Genomic DNA, 15,985 nt, shown 5'->3' on the forward strand with positions numbered 1-15,985 from the left:
CGTTCCTTCCCCGTGCTTCAACGATGACGTGGTGACAGCCTGCCCGCCGTGTCCACATCGGACGAGTCGGCGCGCCTGGGAAGGACGTGAGGTCGCCGGATCGGGTGATCCCGCCCGAATCGTCGTCAGTTCGAGCGAGCCCGCACCACGACGCTCTGCAGCGAGGCGTGCCCTGGACGCCAGCCGGTCGACACGGCGACGTACCGCGCGGCCGTGACCGAGCCGTAGGCCCTTCCGTCCACGCTGTACGTGACGGTGTGCGGCGGCACCGGCCCGACCGTCCACTTGAGAGCGACCTGAACGTCGTGGACCGCCCCGAGATCCACCACCATGCGGCCGTCTCGTCCCGGCTTCCACGCGGTGCGCTGGTCGCCGTCGACCGCCGCTCCCGGATCGCTCATCCCGGCCGGCAGCACGGAGTTCGGGAACGTGACGCGGCCCAGCGCGAGGTCGTCGATCGGGAACGGTGTGGCCAGCGGCATGGTCACCGTGCGCTCGGCCCGGCCAAGGACGACCGGGAGGCTGTGTCCGTCGCGGTGGGTCAGCACGAACATGGCCGGGCCACCGCGAAAAGTGACCCGCTGCCCGTCGTGCACGACGGCGGTGATGCCCGCGGGGAGGCCGCGAGCGGTGAACCACGGTGCCTCGATCCGCGCGGTCGCGGCGGGCAGGGTCAGTGCGTAGTCGGTGCCGTCGCGGGTGGTGACCTGCGTGCCCCGGTACAGCCGGGTGCCGCGCAGCCGGACTGTTCCGGTGACGTCGGCGCCGGACAGGTTGAACAGGCTGAGGAACCCGTCCGCAGTGCTCGCGCGCACTCCCGGAGGGCACTGCGGGGGCTCTTCCGCCGCGATCTTGCGCAGGTCGGCGCGGACGTACCCCTCGACGAGGCCCGCGGGGACGGTGATCGTGTCGCCCTGCACCGTGATCGGCTCGGCGGAGCGTGCGACGAACCCCGCCCGGCCGTCCACGTCGAGCCAGCCCGGCGTGCTGAGATCCGGGCGCGGGTACTCGGCCACCGTCGTCCACGTGGCGCCGTCCAGTGAGGTCTCGATGCGGTACGCGACCGCGGCCGCTGTCTCCCAACGCAAGCGCACGCGTTGCACGGTCGTGGCGGCGCCGAGGTCGACCGAGATCCAGCTGTCCGCGCGGCCGCGTTCGGCACGGGCTACGGCCCAGCGCGTGGCCGTGTTGCCGTCCGTTGCCTTCGCCGGTTCGTAGCCGGGATCGAACGACGACGCCGTCGCCGTGCCCTGACCCGCCTCGAACTCGAACAGCGAGTAGCCGTAGGTGGAGTGCGGGGTGATGCCGAGCATGCGGACGTACCGTGCGGAGGTCGCCGGGAACGTCAGCTCGTCGACCCGGAACCCCTCGCGCGCCTGGACCGTGACGCGGCCCGCCGATCCCGTGTAGGTGCGCGAGCCGCTCAGCCCCGGCATCCCGGCCATCGCGAGGTTGTGCACGTCGACCCGGCCGGGGCGGGGGAGCGCGCACACGATCGTGCCGGTCGGCAGGGTGGCGGTGCCGGCGAACCCGTCCGCGAACCGCAGCAGGCTCGCGGTGCCGTCGAAGCCGTCCCGGATCTGCTGGTACACCACGGCATTGCGACCCGTGACCGCGACAGACGGCAGCAGCATCGGGGTCGCGCCGCTGACCTTGAACAGCCAGTCGTCGTGCGCGGGCTGCCAGGCGAGCTTCGTGAACCCCGGCTTGGTCACCGTGCCCGCCCACGCGGCCGCCGACTGGTGGGTCAGCAGGCCGGGGTCGGCGCCGTGGTCGATCGTGATCGCGGCGCGGGCGAAGAAGTCCGACGCCGGCGCCACCGGTGGGCGCAGCTCGTGCAGCAGGTAGCTGATCGCGAGCTCCGCGCGCGCCTCCGGCTCGTACTTGGCTTCACCGGAGAACTTCGCGAGCCGGTACACGGGCGGATGTGCCTGGTAGGCGAGCAACCGGGACGCGAGTGCCGACTCGGCCCACGCCGCCATCGGGTCGCGCAGCACCGTGGAGCGGAAGGCGAGCGGGATGACGTCACGGCCGTAGAGGTGTTCCCGGTCGTTGACCATCGGCATCAACGGCTCGCCGGCGTCGCTCATCGTGGCGAGGATGCTGCGCCACAACAGTTCCCCGTTGGGCTGTTTGGTCAGCACCTCGGGCAGCGGCCGTCCGGCGAGCAGGAAGTGCACGGCGTTGCGGCCGGAGGTGCGCCAGAGCTCCTCCTGGTAGTGCGGGCCGAACGAGCCGTGGTTCTCCACTATGAACGTGTCGTGGAGGTTCGTCGCGGTGTTGCCCGAGATCGCTGTGCCGTCCACTGTGGAGGGATTGGCGAGGTCGGCGGCGGGCAGGCCCGCCTCGTTGCGGCTCCAGCGGCCGAACGCCTCGCGCCAGCCCGGCCCGTCGCCGTGCCAGGCCAGTCCGGGCGCGAGTGCCTGGGCGTAGACGCCCATCTCCTCCAGCTTGGTGTCGCCTCGATGGCCGCCGGTCAGGCCGTTCGGCGTCCAACTGCCGGAACGCGGGTCGTTCGCGGTGCCGAGCGAGGTCGTGTAGTCGGCCTGGCCGCGGGCGATCGCCTCCACGTTCGCCCGGGTCGGCGCGTCGAGGTCCGGCCAGAGCAGACGGGCGGCCAGCACGAAGTAGGACTGGAACGTGGTGTCCCAGAACAGGGTCTTGCCCCACTCCGTGCCGCCCGCCAGCACGTTGCTCGCCGCGAAGTGCTTGATCGTGGCGAGCGTGTGGTCGCGCAGAACGTCCTTCTCGACGCCCGCCAGGGACGCGTCGTAGCTGCCTCGGGTGAGCAGGACGGCGTTGCCGAGCACGACCGCGAACCCGAAGTCCGTGCGCCGATACCGTCCGGCGGTGGCGTCGTACTGGGTCTCGGCCCACTTCGTGTGCCTGAGCAGCACCTCGTAGTAGGTGTCTTTGAGCTGTGCGACCGAGACCTTCGGCGCGACCGTCAGCACACCCGTGGCGACCAGGAACGTTCTGCGGTTGATCAGCATGTCAGCGCGGCCTCCGCCCAGTCGGCGTGGTCGAAGTTGCGGCCGTCGCCGCCATCGGTGACGCGGAGGCTGAGCATCCGGACGTCGCTGACGTCGACGTCGATCGGCACCGCCGCGCCCTTGCCCACCAGGACTCCGCTGTCGTACAACGGTTTGTCGTCGCCGTAGACCTGGAACGCGACCGAACCCGGCTGCTCGGTCTCGTCGTCGAGGCCGATCCTCGCCGTGAAGCGCTCGCAGCCGCGGCCGAGGTAGACCGAGATCTCGGACGGCGCGTGCGTGCCGATGCCCTTGGCGTAGGTGGTGCCGCCGATGGACAGCACGTTGCCGTCACCCGCGGTGTTCTCGCCGTTCGACCTGTCGCGTTCCGCCGGGCCCCAGCCGTTGGTCTCGCTCATGAACGGCAGATCGCTGACCTGGGCGCCGTTCGCCGGCGTCGGAGGTGGCACGAACGCCCTGACCGCCTGCTCGACGTGCACGCTGCCGAAGGTGGCCACGATCGGCACGTCCACCGGGCCGACCCGCGTGCCCGCCCGGAGCTGCCAGCTCCCGCTGATCGACTCGCCCGGAGCGAGCTTGCTGCGCTGCACGGCCGGACCGCTGACGGACCAGCCCTCCGGTGCGACGGCGGTCAGCTTGACGTCGCGGATCTCCTTGTCGCCGTTGGTGAACGTGCCGGCGACCTCGACGGTCGAGCCCGCCGGGGTGTCGACCTGGCCGGTCGGCGTGACGGTCAGCGTGGTCTTCGGGACCTGCCTGATCGGCTGGTCACAGGTCTGCAACCCCGTCCGGTAGCGGCAGATGACGGCCGCGAAGCCGCCGTTCTGCTTGACTGGCACGGAAAGGGTGTCGGAACTGCGCAGGATCTGGCCGCTGCGGAGGACGTCGGCCCGGATGGCGGGATCGCGTACGGTCTCCACCAGCCACTGCCCGCCGCCGAGGAACCCGAGCGGCGCCTGGAGAGTGCGCTCCTGGGAGGCGATGCCGCCGACGAACCACCTGTCGCCGTTGCGGCGCGCGACCACGGCGTGTGAGTCCGGATCGCCGTTGAGCAGCCTGGTCTCGTCCCAGACCGTCGGGATCTGGTCGAGATAGCGCAACGCCTGCGGATGCCGTTCGTAGGCCTCGGGTTTGTCCGCGAAGTGCGTCCAGCCCGACTCGTAGACGACCGGAAGCGCGACCTCGTGCGCGATCGACGCCTCCTTCGTGCCGACTTCGAGCGACACGGGCGTGTAGTCCATCGACCCGGCGACGTTGCGAGTGAAGAACTGCACGGGGTTGTTGGCGGCGGGCGGGTAGTTCTCGGCGCCGCGCACAGCCTCCATCGTGAGCACGTGCGGCCACGTGCGCGCGAGGCCGTGCGGGATGGTGGAGCCGTGGAAGTTGACCATCAGCTTCAGGTCGGCCGTCTTCTGCAACACCGCGTCGTACCAGCGATAACGGTCCTGCGAGTCGGACTCCATGAAGTCGAGTTTCACGCCCTTCGCGCCCCATTGCTTGATCCTGGGCAGCACGGTGTCGCGTTCCTGCGGCGTGTCGAGGTCGCTCCAGCGCAGCCACAGCAGGATCTCCACGCCCTGCGCGCGGGCGTACCGGATGAGCTCCGGCACCCACGCGGCGCTCCAGCCCTCGTCGACCAGCGCGTACTCCCAGCCGTTGCGGGCGGCGAAGTCCACGTACTGCTTCTGCCGCGCGAAGTCGCCCGGGCTCGAGTGCTCGCTCAGCCACGACCACGCGACCTTGCCCGGCCTGATCCAGCTCTGGTCGGCGAACTTCGCGGGACTGGCCAGGTCGTCCACGAGCGTGGAGGTGCTGACCGTGCTGAGATCGCCGACGATCGCCGTGCGCCACGGCGTCGTGCCGGTCGAGGCGACCTGCGCGTCGGCCAGCACGACCTGGAAGCCGTTGCCACTCTTGCGCAACCTGCTACCCGCATACCGGCCGTCCACATCGGACTCGGTGAGCAGCGCGAAGTCCTGCCCCGACTGGAACAGCGACGGGTAACCGAAGTCGCCGGTGGCCTCACCGGCGGTCGTGCGCACGCGGTTGGCCTCGTACCAGGCGTTGTAGGGGAGCAGCCACGCCCTGGAGTCGGCGGGGACGCTGAAGCTCGACGCCTCTCCGGTGATCGTCGCCGGGGCGGGCAGCACGTAGCGGTAGGCGACGCCGTCCGCCGAGGCGCGCACGACCAGGTCGAAGCTGCCGCTCGCGTTGCGGAAGCCGAACGTGGCCTCGTTCATCCGGGTCGTGCGCTGCAACCGCTTGCCGGTCGGCATGGTGTAGCGGTCGATGACAACGCGGTCACTGCGTCCGGTGGACGTCAGGTCCTTCGTGAGGTCCGCGGCGGTCGTCGTGAGGCCGACGGCGGCGGGCTGGAGCACCGTTCTGCCTTGCCTGCGCACGGTCAGAGTCAGATTTCCGCTGTTCAGGGCTACTTCCGCGGCGACTTGGCCAGGGCCTGTGACCGTCCAGCCGGCGGGTGCGGCGACGGCGGGCGCGGCGGGCAACAGCAGGGCGAGCACGAGTACGAGCAGTCGTGACATCGTTGTCAGCTCCCGGTGTGAGACCGCTCCCATCGTGTGGGGCCGTTCGTTCCCGGTCAAGAGGCTGATAGTTATCAGTCGATTTGCGGACAGATGAAGAGATCTTCATCCTGGTCTCATGCGGGACTGCTCCGGCTGGGGCATTGTCGGTCGCATGCTGCCGTCGGCCCGCACCGGCACGGTCCTCGTGGCCGTGCTCAGCGTGGTGTGCGCGCTTGCGGCTGTGCTGCTCGTGCTCACCGTGGCGCGACCGGTGCCGCCCGACGTGCGGGCACCGGAGGTCCAGATAGGACGATCGGCCCCACCCGCCCCGTCCTCCTCCGCGGTTCCCACGACCTCACCCGGCTCCGTGCTGCCCCCGCCACCGCCGGTCGAAGACGACGACGGCGAGGACGACTGACGTGCCCGCACGCGTGAAGATCATGTGCTGGCTCCTCGGCCTCATGACGCTCGTCCTCGGGACCGTCGTGGTCGTGGTGTGGCGCTTCCTGCTCGTCGACGTCGACGACCGCGTCAACCGCGCTCTGGAACAGGAGACCGGCGAGTTCAGCACCTACGCCGAGACGCACGCCGGCGACGCACGGGCCGTCGCCGAGGCCCACCTGCGGCTGCAGTACCCCGACGAGCACGAGATCCACCTAGCCGTTCTCCCCAGCGGCGTGCTCGTCCAGCGTGCCGAGACGACCTACGCGCTGGAGAACGACCGCGCGGTGCTGGGCATGATCACCTCCTCGGCCGCGCCCTGGGGCGTCGTGTCGACTCCGGCCGGTCCGTTCCGCTGGGCGAAGGTGCACGCGGCGGCTCCCGCGGAGATGTGGTTCGTCACCGGCTACTTCGAGGAAGGCGTACATGCGCCGGTGCACTCGACGGTGCGCGTGCTGGTGCTGGTGTCGCTGGCGGGGCTGCTGATCGCCGCCCTGATCGCCTGGTTCGTGGCCGGGGTGATCCTCGCGCCGATCCGCGTGGTCCGCCAGGCGGCGGCCGAGATCACCGAGGACGACCTCACCCGCCGCATCCCGGTCTCCGGCAACGACGACGTCGCCGCGCTGGCCCAGCAGTTCAACTCGATGCTGGACCGGCTCGACCGCTCGTTCCGGCTGCAGCGCCAGTTCCTCGACGACGCCTCGCACGAACTGCGCACGCCGATCACCATCGTCCGCGGCCACCTGGAACTGCTCGGCGACTCACCGGAGGAACGCACCGCGGTCGTGCGGCTGTGCACCGACGAACTCGACCGCATGGCCCGCCTGGTCGAGGACCTGCTGCTGCTCGTCAAGTCCGAACGCCCGGACTTCCTGCGTCCCGTCGTGGTGAGCCTGCCCGAGCTCACCAGCGACATCGACGCCAAGCTCCGCGCCCTGGGCGATCGCCGCTGGGTGCTCGAGTCGATCGCGGAGGGCGAGGCCGTGCTGGACCCGCAACGCGTGACCCAGGCCGTCCTGCAACTCGCCTCGAACGCGGTCCGGCACACGACCGACGGCTCCACGATCCGGTTCGGATCCTCAGTGGACACCGCGGTCTCCTTCTGGATAGCCGACTCCGGCCCCGGCGTGAGCGACGAGTCGTTGCTCTTCTCCCGCTCCACCGGCCTGGGCCTGCCGATCGTCAAGGCCATCGCCGACGCGCACGGCGGTGCCGTCCAGGTACGTTCGGTGGCGGGGCGGGGAGCGACGTTTGTGGTGGAGGTACCGCGATGACCGGCCGGATCCTGATCGTCGAGGACGAGGCCCGCATCGCCTCCTTCGTGGAGAAGGGCCTGCGCGCCAACGGCTTCAGCACGTCCGTGGTCGCCTCTGGCGCGGACGCGTTGTCGTGGGCCGCCTCCTTCGACCTGGTGGTGCTCGACCTCGGGCTGCCGGACCTGGACGGCTTCTCCGTGCTGCGCTCACTGCGTGCGCAGGGCGTGCAGACCCCGGTGATCATCCTGACCGCCCGCGACTCCGTGCACGACACCGTCGCCGGCCTGTCCGGAGGTGCCGACGACTACATGACCAAGCCGTTCCGCTTCGAGGAACTGCTGGCCCGCGTGCGCCTCCGGCTGCGCCCACCCGGCGTGCCCGAGTCCACCGTGCTGTCGGCCGGAACGTTGTCGCTGGACCTGCGCACCCGCCAGGCCGTGCTGCCGTCCGGTCCGGTCGACCTCACCGCCCGCGAGTTCGCTCTGCTGGAGCTGTTCCTGCGGCACCCCGGCCAGGTGCTGGTGCGCGAGCAGATCCTGTCGCACGTCTGGGGCTACGACTTCGACCCGGGGTCCAACGTGGTCGACGTGTATGTGCGCTCGCTGCGCCGCAAGATCGGGGCGGAGCGCGTGGAGACCGTGCGCGGCATGGGGTATCGCCTCGTCTAGTGCGTGTTCACCACGTCCAGGACGGGGTGATGGCGAGGACGAACACCAGGAACGCGGCGAGGCCGACGATCACCGTCACCACCATGCCCACGTCCAGGCCTCCGGACCCGGCCTCAGGTCGGGGCCTCGACGCACGCTCCGCGCGTTCCGTCGCCCTTTCCCGCTCTCGCTGCGCTCTGGCCTGGAATTCGTTGAAGGGGTCTGGACGCATCGGAACTCCCTCATCACGTCACCTGTGCCTCGTATCAGGATGACTCCGGCCGGCGGCCGAAGAACCCGCTGAACGTGTGACGGCACCAGATGAAGGCTCTTTCATCCGCGCTTCACGGCTGGATCAGCGTGGCTGCGCAGGATCGCTCTCGTGATGCTGACGATGGTGGTCTTCGCGGTGGCGGTGGTGCTCTGGACGTGCACGCCGCTGGACGACACGTTCGTCGCCCTCGCCGCCGTGGTCGTCCTGCTGCTGTTCGGTGTGCTGCCGGCCTCGGCCCTGGCGGTGCTGGGCGGCTCGACGACCTGGCTGCTGATCGCGGCGTTCGTACTGGCTTCCGGCGTCTCGGCAGCGGGTCTGCCGGCCCGGCTGGCGACGTCGTTGGCGGGCCGAGCGCGTTCGGTGCGCGGGCTGCTGCACCTGACGGCGTTCGCCTTGCTGCTGACCGCTTTCCTCGTGCCTTCGACCTCGGGCCGCGCGGCGCTCGCGTTGCCCATCTACGGCGCCTTGCGGGAGCGCGTGAACTCACGGGTGTCACGTGCGCTCGGGGTGTTGTTCCCGTCGGTGATCCTGCTGACCGCGGTGGCGACTCTGGTGGGGGCGGGAGCGCACCTGATCACCAGTGCGTTGCTGGAGCAGGCGACGGGGGAGGGCATCGGATTCGGGCAGTGGCTGGTGCTGGGGTTGCCGCTCGCCCTGGTCAGCGCGCACGTGACGGCCGAGGTGGTGTTGTGGCTCTTCACGACCCGCGCGGATCGGGCGGAGAGGCTCGGCGCGAACGATCTCGGCACGGACGAGTCCACGCTGGTGACGGCAGCGCGGAGCGAGGGTCCCCTCCCGGGGGTCCCCTGTTCTAATTCTCCCAGACAGCACCGACAATTTCGGGCGCTGTCGGGATCGCTGACGATCCCGTTGCCCACGGAGGCTCGTCCTGCCGAGGCTCACCGCTCCGCGGCCGGCGCTACCGCAGCCCACCCCCGAGCGGTCGCCACGCCTGCACCACCGACCGCGCCCAAGACCGCCCGCTCGGCCCTCGCCAGCCTGACCAGGCCTGAACTCATCGCCCTCGCGATCCTCACCATCGTCTCCGCGGCCTGGCTCACCGAACCCTGGCACCACGTCCCACCCGAAGTCACCGCCCTGGCAGGCGCCATCGCCATCACGACCCCACGCCTCGGCACCACCACGCTCAAGCAGGCGATGGCCGAGATCCCGTGGTCCCTCCTGCTGTTCATGGCCGCCACCACCGTGCTCGGCTCCGCCCTGGTCGGCTCCGGCGCGGCCGCGACCATCGCCGCCCTGATCAGCCCGTCCTACCTCCTGCCCACCGTCGTGGTGGTGAGCCTCGCCGCCCACCTCGTCGTCCAGTCCCGCTCGGCCAGGTCCTCGGTGCTGATCCCGATCGTCATCCCGCTCGCGCTCGCCGCCGGGCTGAACCCCGCGGCCCTGGCCTTCGCCTCCACCGCGGCCGCCGGCTTCTGCCACACCTTCACGTCGTCCGCGAAACCGGTCGCCCTGTTCGCCGACGCCTACCGCCTCAGGGATCTGCTCAAGCTCTCCGCTGTCCTGGCCCCGATCACCGGCGCGCTCGTCCTCGCCTGCGCCGTCCTCCTGTGGCCGCACCTCGGCCTCCCACTGAAATGAGGTCACCGATGCGTTTCCTGGTAGCTCCCAGCGGTTTCAAGGAATCCCTCGACGCCTGTGAGGTGGCCGACGCGATCGAACAGGGCATCTACCGGGTGGTGCCCGGTGCGGTCGTGGACAAGGCGCCGCTCGTCGACGGCGGCGAGGGCTCCGCCAAAGCACTCGCGGAGGCCACCGGCGGCCTGCTCGTCCCCACCCTGGTCACCGGACCGGTCGGCGAGCAGATCCCGGCCGGCTTCGCGTTGCTCGGCGGGCCGGGACCCCGCACCGCCGTGGTCGAGATGGCGGCCGCGGCAGGCTTGAGGCTCGTCCCGAACGGCCATCGCGACCCGGCCACGACCACCACGTACGGCGTCGGCGAACTCATCCTCGCCGCGCTGGACCTCGGCGTCGACCGAATCCTGGTGGGGTGCGGCGACTCCGGCACGTCCGACGGCGGCGCCGGTGCGTTGCAGGCGTTGGGAGCGCGGATCACCGACGCGCGCGGACGCGAGATCGACCGCGGGGGAGCGGCCCTGATCGACGCCAGGGCGCTCGACCTGTCCGAAGTGGACCCCAGACTGGACGAGGTCGAGATCACCGTGGCCTGCAACCAGCACAACGTGTTGTGCGGCGAGCGAGGCGTGGCGAGGGTGTTCGGGCCGCAGAAGGGCGCGACACCGGCCCAGGTCGAACTCCTCGGCGCCGCCCTGGACAACTGGGCGGACCTGCTCGGCCCGCAGGTCCGCACCATCCCCGGTGGCGGCGCGTCGGGCGGGCTCGGCGCCGGCCTGCACGCGCTCAACGCCACTCTCGTGCCGCGCTTCGAGGTGATGCTGGAGCACTCCGACCTCGACGCCCGCCTGCCGTACGCGGACCTCGTCATCACCGCGGAAGGCGCCATCGACGGCCAGACCCCGCACGGCAAGGTGCCCGCGGAGGTGGCGCGCCGGGCCAAGAAGCACGGCAAGCCCGTCATCGCGCTCGCCGGCACGATCGGGGAGAACGCCCGCGCCACCCACGACGTCGGCATCGACGCCTACGCCAGCATCATCGCCGCCCCGGTCGCGCTCGACGTCGCGATGGCCACCGCCGCGGAACTCCTCACCGACGCCACGGAACGGACGCTGCGCCTGGTCCTGGTCGGCGCGGCGCTCACATGACGACGATCTCGATCTCCCTGCCGAGCTTGGCACCGCCCAGCAGGTCGAGGTCGTCGCCGCTCCAGAAACGGCCGGGGTCGTACCAATTGGGCCTGCGCTGGGGCAGCAGCCCCATCTCCTCGTACGTCACGGCCACGATCTCCGCGCAGAACGCGCTCTCGATGGTCGCGTCTCCCTTGGGCCGCAACGGAATCCGCCCGCGTGCCCACCGCGAGGCGAGCTTGGCGGTGGACGGGAACGGAGTGCCGTCCAGCCGTGCCACCGTCCTGAGCGCGGCGTCCTCCATCTCGCGCGTCACCTCGTGGTCGAGCTGCCGCAACCAGGCCCGCTGCCCGTACTTGTCGTGCCACGTCACGACGGCGTCGCGCAGGTCGTGCAGCTGGGCGCCGCGCTGGTGCGTGCCGCTCCACATGTCCTTGAGGGACTTGCCGAGCTCGGCGTGCCACATCAGCGGCGGCATGTCGTCGATCACGATCGCCATGCCGACGTGGTTGACCGGGCTGTTCGTCATGGCCTGGATCGCCCGGTCCGCCGCACTGCGCCCGCGGAACACCCACACGTCGCCGGTGCGGGTCATCTCGACGGCTTTGTCCAGTGTTGTCGCCATGACCGACTAGCCTAGGCACATGAAGCTCTGGAAGCTGCTCGGCATCGCCGCTTTCGCGGGAGTCGCTGCGAGCGGCGTGGTCGTCGCCCGCAACCAGCGCCGCCGCGAGGCCTACACACCGGACCAGATCAGGGAACGGTTGCACGAACGGCTGGCCGAGGCGTCCCGCTCGGAATGAGCCGGTAGGCCACGAAGGCCGCCACCGCGAGCAGCGCCGCCGCCACCAACGCCGTGCCCTGCACGGCCTCCGTGAACGTGCCGGTCGCGGCCCACGCAGACAGCACGGTCCCGAGCACCGCGATGCCCAGCGCCGCGCCCAGTTCGTACGCGGTCTCCGACACCGCGGACGCCGCACCGGCCTTGTCCGCGGGCACGGCCGACACCACGGCGTCCGTGGTCAGGGTCAGCGCCAGTCCGACACCGGCTCCGACGACCACCAACGCCACCGCGATCGCGCCGTACCGCGCCGAGAACCCGATGATCGCCAGTCCGCCCGCGCTGACCAGCAGGCCGGCCGCGATCGCGCGGCCTGCGCCGAGCCTGCGCACGACCGGTCCGATCAACGCGATCACGAGCATGCCCGCGACACCGAGCGGCAGTTCCCGCAGCCCGGCCTCCAGCGGCGAGTAGCCCAGCACGTTCTGGAAGTACTGCGACAGGAAGAACACCAGCCCGGTCAGCGCGAACACCGCGATCATCGTGGCGCCCACGGCGCCGCTGAACGCCGGGTTGCGGAACAGCGCGACGTCGATCATCGGGTGCGCGGACGTCTGCTGCCGTCGCACGAACAGCCACAGCCCCGCCACGCCCACGAGTCCGGCCGTCAACGCGATCCACGTCGGGCCGACCAGTGCGACCTCCTTGATCGCGTACACGAGCGGCACCACGCCGACCGCGGACAGGAGTGCGCTGACCAGGTCGAACGGTCCGGGGTTCGGGTCGCGGGTCTCCGGCAGCCACCACGCGCCGAACACGAGCAGCGCCGCCATCACCGGCAGGTTGATGATGAACACCGACCCCCACCAGAAGTGCTCCAGCAGCACGCCGCCGACCAACGGCCCGAGCGCCGCGCCGGCCGTGGCCATCGCCGCCCACACCGCCACCGCCCGCCTGCGTTCGACGGGATCGGTGAACAGGTTGCGGATGATCGACAGCGTCGACGGCATGATCGTCGCGCCCGCCACGCCGAGCAGGGCGCGGGCCGCGATCAGCCACCCCGCCGAGGGCGCGAACGCGGCCAGCAGCGACGCCGCCCCGAACCCGGCGGCACCCAGGAGCAGCAGTTTCTTGCGGCCGATGCGGTCGCCGAGCGTGCCCATCGTGACCAGCAGGCCGCCGAGCACGAACGAGTAGATGTCGCCGATCCACAGCACCTGCGCGGCGGTGGGCGCCAGTTCGTGCTGAAGCGCCGGGATCGCCAGCGCGAGCACCGTGCCGTCCACCGCGATCAACAACAACGCGAGCGCGAGCACGCCGAGCGCTGCCCACTTCCGCATGACGAACCCCCTTAGCCGACCATCTGGTCTGCAAATAACGTACCGTCTGGACGGTCGGCTAAGCAACCGCTAGGTTGATCACATGCCCGGAGAGCAGCGCAACGCGCCTCGCACCCGCCGTGAGGTGCTCGCAGCGGCCGCGCGCGCGTTGAGCGAGCAAGGTCCGAACATCAGCCTTGACGCCGTTGCCAAGGAAGCGGGCGTCTCGAAGGGCGGCCTGCTGCACCACTTCCGCACCAAGCAGGCGTTGATCGTCGGGTTGATCGAGGAGTGGTTCGACCACTACGACGCGACGGTCGAAAGCCTGCTCGAACCGGAGGACACACCGGGCCGCTGGACCCGCGCGCACATCAGGGCGACCTTCGTGCCGGACGACCTGTGGTCTCACCCGTCTGTCGTAACGGCGTTGCTCGGCGTTCCGGAACTCCAGCAGCGCATGGACGTCGCGGCGACCCGCTGGCGGCAGCAGACCGATTCGGACGGCCTGCACCCGCAGCGGGCGGACCTCATTTCCCGTGCACTCGATGGAGTGACGCTGGCGGATCTGCTGTGGCGCGGCCAGGAGTCGGACGAAGAGCGCGACCACACTCGTGACCTGCTGCTGAAGCTCACCGAGCAGACGGGCCCGCTCGTCTGAGGTTTGTCCGCAGAACGTTGTCAAGTGGAACAACGCTGACACCGGACAACGAAGTCTGCGTACCTTCGGAAGTGGGGGGCACTCCGGGGGGAAGCACATGCCGATCGTGATGTCCGAATCCGTGCCCAAGGGGCGCGGACTGACAATTCTGTTCGAGCTGGAAGATTTGGCGCGCACGCGGTTCGCGTCGGCTCCGCTGCCGATGTACGAACTGGTGTTCACGGTGCACAGCGGCAACTGGGACCGGCTGCTGCTGCCGCACATCCGTCCGCTCGCCGAACTGGTCAGACCTGGCCGGTTCATTCCCGACTTCTTCAACTCCGCGCGGCCCGACTTCGACGACGCCGTGCGCCAAGTCCTCGAAGTGCCGTCCACGCGGGTGCGCGACCAGATCGCGAGCATGCTCGGCACGACTTCGCCGTGGCTGCGGTCGTTCGCGGCCGGCACGCCGACCTCGCGCCAGGACCTGAGGTCTGCCTTCAACTCCGGTTTCCGCGACCTGCTCGGCCCGAACTGGCCGCAGACGCGGCAGGGGTTCGACGCCGAGGTGCGCCTGCGGTCGTCGCAGGCCGTGACGCGCGGGCTGGGGGACCTGCTCGGCCACCTGCACCCGTCGATCTCGTGGACCTCGCCCGCCCTGCACGTCGAACTGGGCTGGGACACCGAGATCTCGTTGCGCGGCACGGGGATGCTCATCGTGCCGGTGCTCAACGGGCTGACCCGCCCGGCGGTGTCGATGTTCGCCGAACCGCAGCCACTGCTGTTCTACCCCGTCACCGCGCCTCAGCCGAGCGGCGCCAGCCTCGAACTGGCGCTGGGACGCACGCGGACGCTGGTGCTGCGGGCGCTCACCTCCGAACGCACCACCACCGAACTCGCCAAGCACGTGGGCATCAGCCTGCCCACGGCGTCGCAGCACGCCACCGCACTGCGCACCGCGGGTTTCGTGTCCACCCACCGCAACGGCAGGTCGGTCCGCCACCGCCTGACCCGGCGCGGCTGGGAACTGCTGAACTGAGATCAGGGAGGCCAGCCATGACCGCGATGCCGCGGTACCGCACCGACCCGAGTCCCCGTGCGCTGGCGGTCCGGCTGCGCGCCCTGCGCACCGCCCAGGTTCCCGTCGCCTGCGGCGTCTACGCCGGACTGTCGGCCCCCGGCCCGACTTCCGCGCTGCACGCGCGCATCACCCACGCGATGGCCCGCGCGTTCGTGACGGGCGCCTCGGCGGGCGTTCCGCGCTTCGACCAGCCGCCATCCGCCCAGCTGCGGCTGCTGACGGCCGCGAGCTGGGGCCGGCTCGACGGCGTCGCCCCGGACATGACGGAGTTCCCGGTCGACCTGGCCTCCGAACTGTGGTGGCGGGTGCACGAACGCGCGCTCGGCTCGTTGCGCACGGCCGAACGGCGCCTGGCCTGCGATCTGTTGCTGCGCCTGGGATATCCGCAGCGCGCGGCCTCGGTCATCGGCCTGAGCGTGATCGATCCGCGCAAACACGCGTTCTCACCCGAGCTCGCGCTGGAACAGCTCGCCGTGCTCCGCTGCCACCTCCCGACGTCCGCCGTGGAGGCGATGGCGTTGCGCGGCGCCAGGTCCGGGCTCCCTCCCGAGACGCGCCGCGACCTGGCGTTGTTCGTGGTGTTCCGCAACGCGGCCCGCGGCGCCGACTCCACGTCCCTGCAGGCCGCCGCCGCGTTGGCGATGAAGGCGTCGTCCGAGCTGCCGCAGAAGGGCTTCGCGGCCGCGCTGCACCGAGCGCGGCTGCACCGGGCGATCGCCGCGGTTCCGTTCGTGCGGCACGACATCGTCGAGACCCACCGCCTCCTCGGCCGGGCGCTGGAATCACTGACCTCGGCGACACCGGACACGGCCGAGATGGACCGGCTCGCCTGGGCGGACGAGGCCTACGCCCTCTACTCGTTCCTCGTGCAGACCCACGTCACCGTCGGCCTCGGCCAGCGCGCGGTCGGCTACGCCGGCGAACTGGTCGAGCTCAGTCCCGGCGACCACAGGACGTGGGCGTTGCAGGGCGACGCGCTGGCCGCGTGCGGTCAGCTGGAAGCTTCGCTGGAGGCCTATGGCCGGGGGATCGCGCTCGGCGGCTGGGGTGCGGCTCGGGCCGCGTATCTCCGCGGCTTCGTGCTGGAGCGGCTTGGGCGGGTGGCTGAGGCCGCCGAGGACTACGTGCTGTCGCAGCGCATCGATCCGACCTCGTCGGTGGTGGTGGGGCAGTCGGTGGTGGTGGGGCAGTCGGTGGTGGTGGGGCAGTCGGTGGTGGCGGGGCGGGTCGAACGGCCCGTGCCCGGCGCCAAGTGTGCAGTGAGCTGACGGCCCGTGCCTGGCGCCAGGTGTGCGGTGAGCTGAC

Annotated in this window: 14 protein-coding genes; 9 read left to right on the forward strand and 5 right to left on the reverse strand. The window is 70.8% G+C overall.

What is annotated here, in order from left to right:
• Positions 1-125: 125 nt before the first annotated feature.
• Positions 126-2,993 (reverse strand): discoidin domain-containing protein, encoded by a 2,868-nt coding sequence (locus tag ACIQF0_RS05780; RefSeq protein WP_401024887.1) that lies wholly within the window; start codon positions 2,991-2,993, stop codon positions 126-128.
• The gene (locus ACIQF0_RS05785) at positions 2,987-5,536 is read right to left on the reverse strand and encodes a glycoside hydrolase family 97 catalytic domain-containing protein (protein ID WP_401024889.1); all 2,550 of its coding nucleotides are present in this window, start codon (positions 5,534-5,536) and stop codon (positions 2,987-2,989) included. Before ACIQF0_RS05785 ends, ACIQF0_RS05780 begins: the two co-directional genes overlap by 7 nt.
• 118 nt (positions 5,537-5,654) lie before the next feature.
• Here ACIQF0_RS05785 and ACIQF0_RS05790 point away from each other — a divergent pair, with 118 nt between their 5' ends.
• The 3 genes from ACIQF0_RS05790 to ACIQF0_RS05800 are packed head-to-tail and all read left to right on the forward strand — an operon-like array spanning position 5,655 to position 7,883.
• Positions 5,655-5,936, forward strand: coding sequence for a hypothetical protein (locus ACIQF0_RS05790; protein ID WP_401024892.1), 282 nt, complete (start codon positions 5,655-5,657; stop codon positions 5,934-5,936).
• Between the two features lies 1 nt (position 5,937).
• A complete protein-coding gene (locus tag ACIQF0_RS05795; RefSeq protein ID WP_401024894.1) occupies positions 5,938-7,233 on the forward strand; it encodes a sensor histidine kinase in 1,296 nt (431 codons plus the stop codon).
• Positions 7,230-7,883 carry a response regulator transcription factor gene (locus ACIQF0_RS05800; protein ID WP_401024896.1) on the forward strand — a complete coding sequence of 218 codons (654 nt, stop codon included), beginning with the start codon at positions 7,230-7,232 and terminating at the stop codon, positions 7,881-7,883. The genes ACIQF0_RS05795 and ACIQF0_RS05800 overlap by 4 nt, the downstream gene beginning before the upstream one ends.
• Before the next feature lie 7 nt (positions 7,884-7,890).
• Here ACIQF0_RS05800 and ACIQF0_RS05805 read toward each other — a convergent pair whose 3' ends face one another.
• Entirely contained in the window at positions 7,891-8,094 is a 204-nt protein-coding gene (locus tag ACIQF0_RS05805; RefSeq protein ID WP_401024899.1) for a hypothetical protein, read from the reverse strand.
• 153 nt (positions 8,095-8,247) lie between these two features.
• Here ACIQF0_RS05805 and ACIQF0_RS05810 point away from each other — a divergent pair, with 153 nt between their 5' ends.
• Both ACIQF0_RS05810 and ACIQF0_RS05815 read left to right on the forward strand, forming a co-directional pair.
• Positions 8,248-9,738, forward strand: a complete 1,491-nt coding sequence (locus ACIQF0_RS05810; protein ID WP_401027716.1) for an SLC13 family permease — start codon at positions 8,248-8,250, stop codon at positions 9,736-9,738.
• An 8-nt stretch (positions 9,739-9,746) separates the two neighbouring features.
• Positions 9,747-10,880: a glycerate kinase gene (locus tag ACIQF0_RS05815; RefSeq protein WP_401024902.1), complete on the forward strand. Its 1,134-nt coding sequence runs from the start codon at positions 9,747-9,749 to the stop codon at positions 10,878-10,880.
• On the opposite strand, the gene ACIQF0_RS05820 is transcribed toward ACIQF0_RS05815, so the two are convergent.
• On the reverse strand, positions 10,873-11,487 hold the full coding sequence (locus tag ACIQF0_RS05820) for a hypothetical protein (protein WP_360033328.1): 615 nt from the start codon (positions 11,485-11,487) through the stop codon (positions 10,873-10,875). The two genes, ACIQF0_RS05815 and ACIQF0_RS05820, sit on opposite strands and share 8 nt — an antisense overlap.
• A 19-nt stretch (positions 11,488-11,506) precedes the next feature.
• Here ACIQF0_RS05820 and ACIQF0_RS05825 point away from each other — a divergent pair, with 19 nt between their 5' ends.
• Complete coding sequence (locus ACIQF0_RS05825) at positions 11,507-11,665, forward strand: hypothetical protein (protein ID WP_360033331.1); 159 nt, start codon at positions 11,507-11,509, stop codon at positions 11,663-11,665.
• Here the strand turns inward: ACIQF0_RS05825 and ACIQF0_RS05830 are convergent.
• A complete protein-coding gene (locus ACIQF0_RS05830; protein WP_401024906.1) occupies positions 11,616-12,983 on the reverse strand; it encodes an MFS transporter in 1,368 nt (455 codons plus the stop codon). The two genes, ACIQF0_RS05825 and ACIQF0_RS05830, sit on opposite strands and share 50 nt — an antisense overlap.
• A gap of 82 nt (positions 12,984-13,065) precedes the next feature.
• Between ACIQF0_RS05830 and ACIQF0_RS05835 the strand changes: the two genes are divergently transcribed.
• From ACIQF0_RS05835 to ACIQF0_RS05845, 3 genes are all read left to right on the forward strand, one after another.
• Positions 13,066-13,620: a TetR/AcrR family transcriptional regulator gene (locus tag ACIQF0_RS05835; RefSeq protein WP_360033337.1), complete on the forward strand. Its 555-nt coding sequence runs from the start codon at positions 13,066-13,068 to the stop codon at positions 13,618-13,620.
• Between the two features lie 97 nt (positions 13,621-13,717).
• A complete protein-coding gene (locus ACIQF0_RS05840; RefSeq protein WP_360033340.1) occupies positions 13,718-14,638 on the forward strand; it encodes an ArsR family transcriptional regulator in 921 nt (306 codons plus the stop codon).
• A 17-nt stretch (positions 14,639-14,655) separates the two neighbouring features.
• On the forward strand, positions 14,656-15,948 hold the full coding sequence (locus ACIQF0_RS05845; RefSeq protein ID WP_401024909.1) for a hypothetical protein: 1,293 nt from the start codon (positions 14,656-14,658) through the stop codon (positions 15,946-15,948).
• Positions 15,949-15,985 lie beyond the last annotated feature (37 nt).

This window comes from Lentzea sp. NPDC092896 (assembly GCF_044754905.1).
GTDB lineage: Bacteria > Actinomycetota > Actinomycetes > Mycobacteriales > Pseudonocardiaceae > Lentzea.

What these genes read in the sequence shown, in the direction of transcription:
- ACIQF0_RS05780 (WP_401024887.1), bottom strand. Translation starts at nt 2,993, where the DNA reads ATGCTGATCAACCGCAGAACGTTCCTGGTCGCCACGGGTGTGCTGACG.
- ACIQF0_RS05835 (WP_360033337.1), top strand. Translation starts at nt 13,066, where the DNA reads ATGCCCGGAGAGCAGCGCAACGCGCCTCGCACCCGCCGTGAGGTGCTC.
- ACIQF0_RS05825 (WP_360033331.1), top strand. Translation starts at nt 11,507, where the DNA reads ATGAAGCTCTGGAAGCTGCTCGGCATCGCCGCTTTCGCGGGAGTCGCT.
- ACIQF0_RS05810 (WP_401027716.1), top strand. Translation starts at nt 8,248, where the DNA reads ATGCTGACGATGGTGGTCTTCGCGGTGGCGGTGGTGCTCTGGACGTGC.
- ACIQF0_RS05815 (WP_401024902.1), top strand. Translation starts at nt 9,747, where the DNA reads ATGCGTTTCCTGGTAGCTCCCAGCGGTTTCAAGGAATCCCTCGACGCC.
- ACIQF0_RS05820 (WP_360033328.1), bottom strand. Translation starts at nt 11,487, where the DNA reads ATGGCGACAACACTGGACAAAGCCGTCGAGATGACCCGCACCGGCGAC.
- ACIQF0_RS05830 (WP_401024906.1), bottom strand. Translation starts at nt 12,983, where the DNA reads ATGCGGAAGTGGGCAGCGCTCGGCGTGCTCGCGCTCGCGTTGTTGTTG.
- ACIQF0_RS05800 (WP_401024896.1), top strand. Translation starts at nt 7,230, where the DNA reads ATGACCGGCCGGATCCTGATCGTCGAGGACGAGGCCCGCATCGCCTCC.
- ACIQF0_RS05785 (WP_401024889.1), bottom strand. Translation starts at nt 5,536, where the DNA reads ATGTCACGACTGCTCGTACTCGTGCTCGCCCTGCTGTTGCCCGCCGCG.
- ACIQF0_RS05805 (WP_401024899.1), bottom strand. Translation starts at nt 8,094, where the DNA reads ATGCGTCCAGACCCCTTCAACGAATTCCAGGCCAGAGCGCAGCGAGAG.
- ACIQF0_RS05790 (WP_401024892.1), top strand. Translation starts at nt 5,655, where the DNA reads ATGCGGGACTGCTCCGGCTGGGGCATTGTCGGTCGCATGCTGCCGTCG.
- ACIQF0_RS05845 (WP_401024909.1), top strand. Translation starts at nt 14,656, where the DNA reads ATGACCGCGATGCCGCGGTACCGCACCGACCCGAGTCCCCGTGCGCTG.
- ACIQF0_RS05840 (WP_360033340.1), top strand. Translation starts at nt 13,718, where the DNA reads ATGCCGATCGTGATGTCCGAATCCGTGCCCAAGGGGCGCGGACTGACA.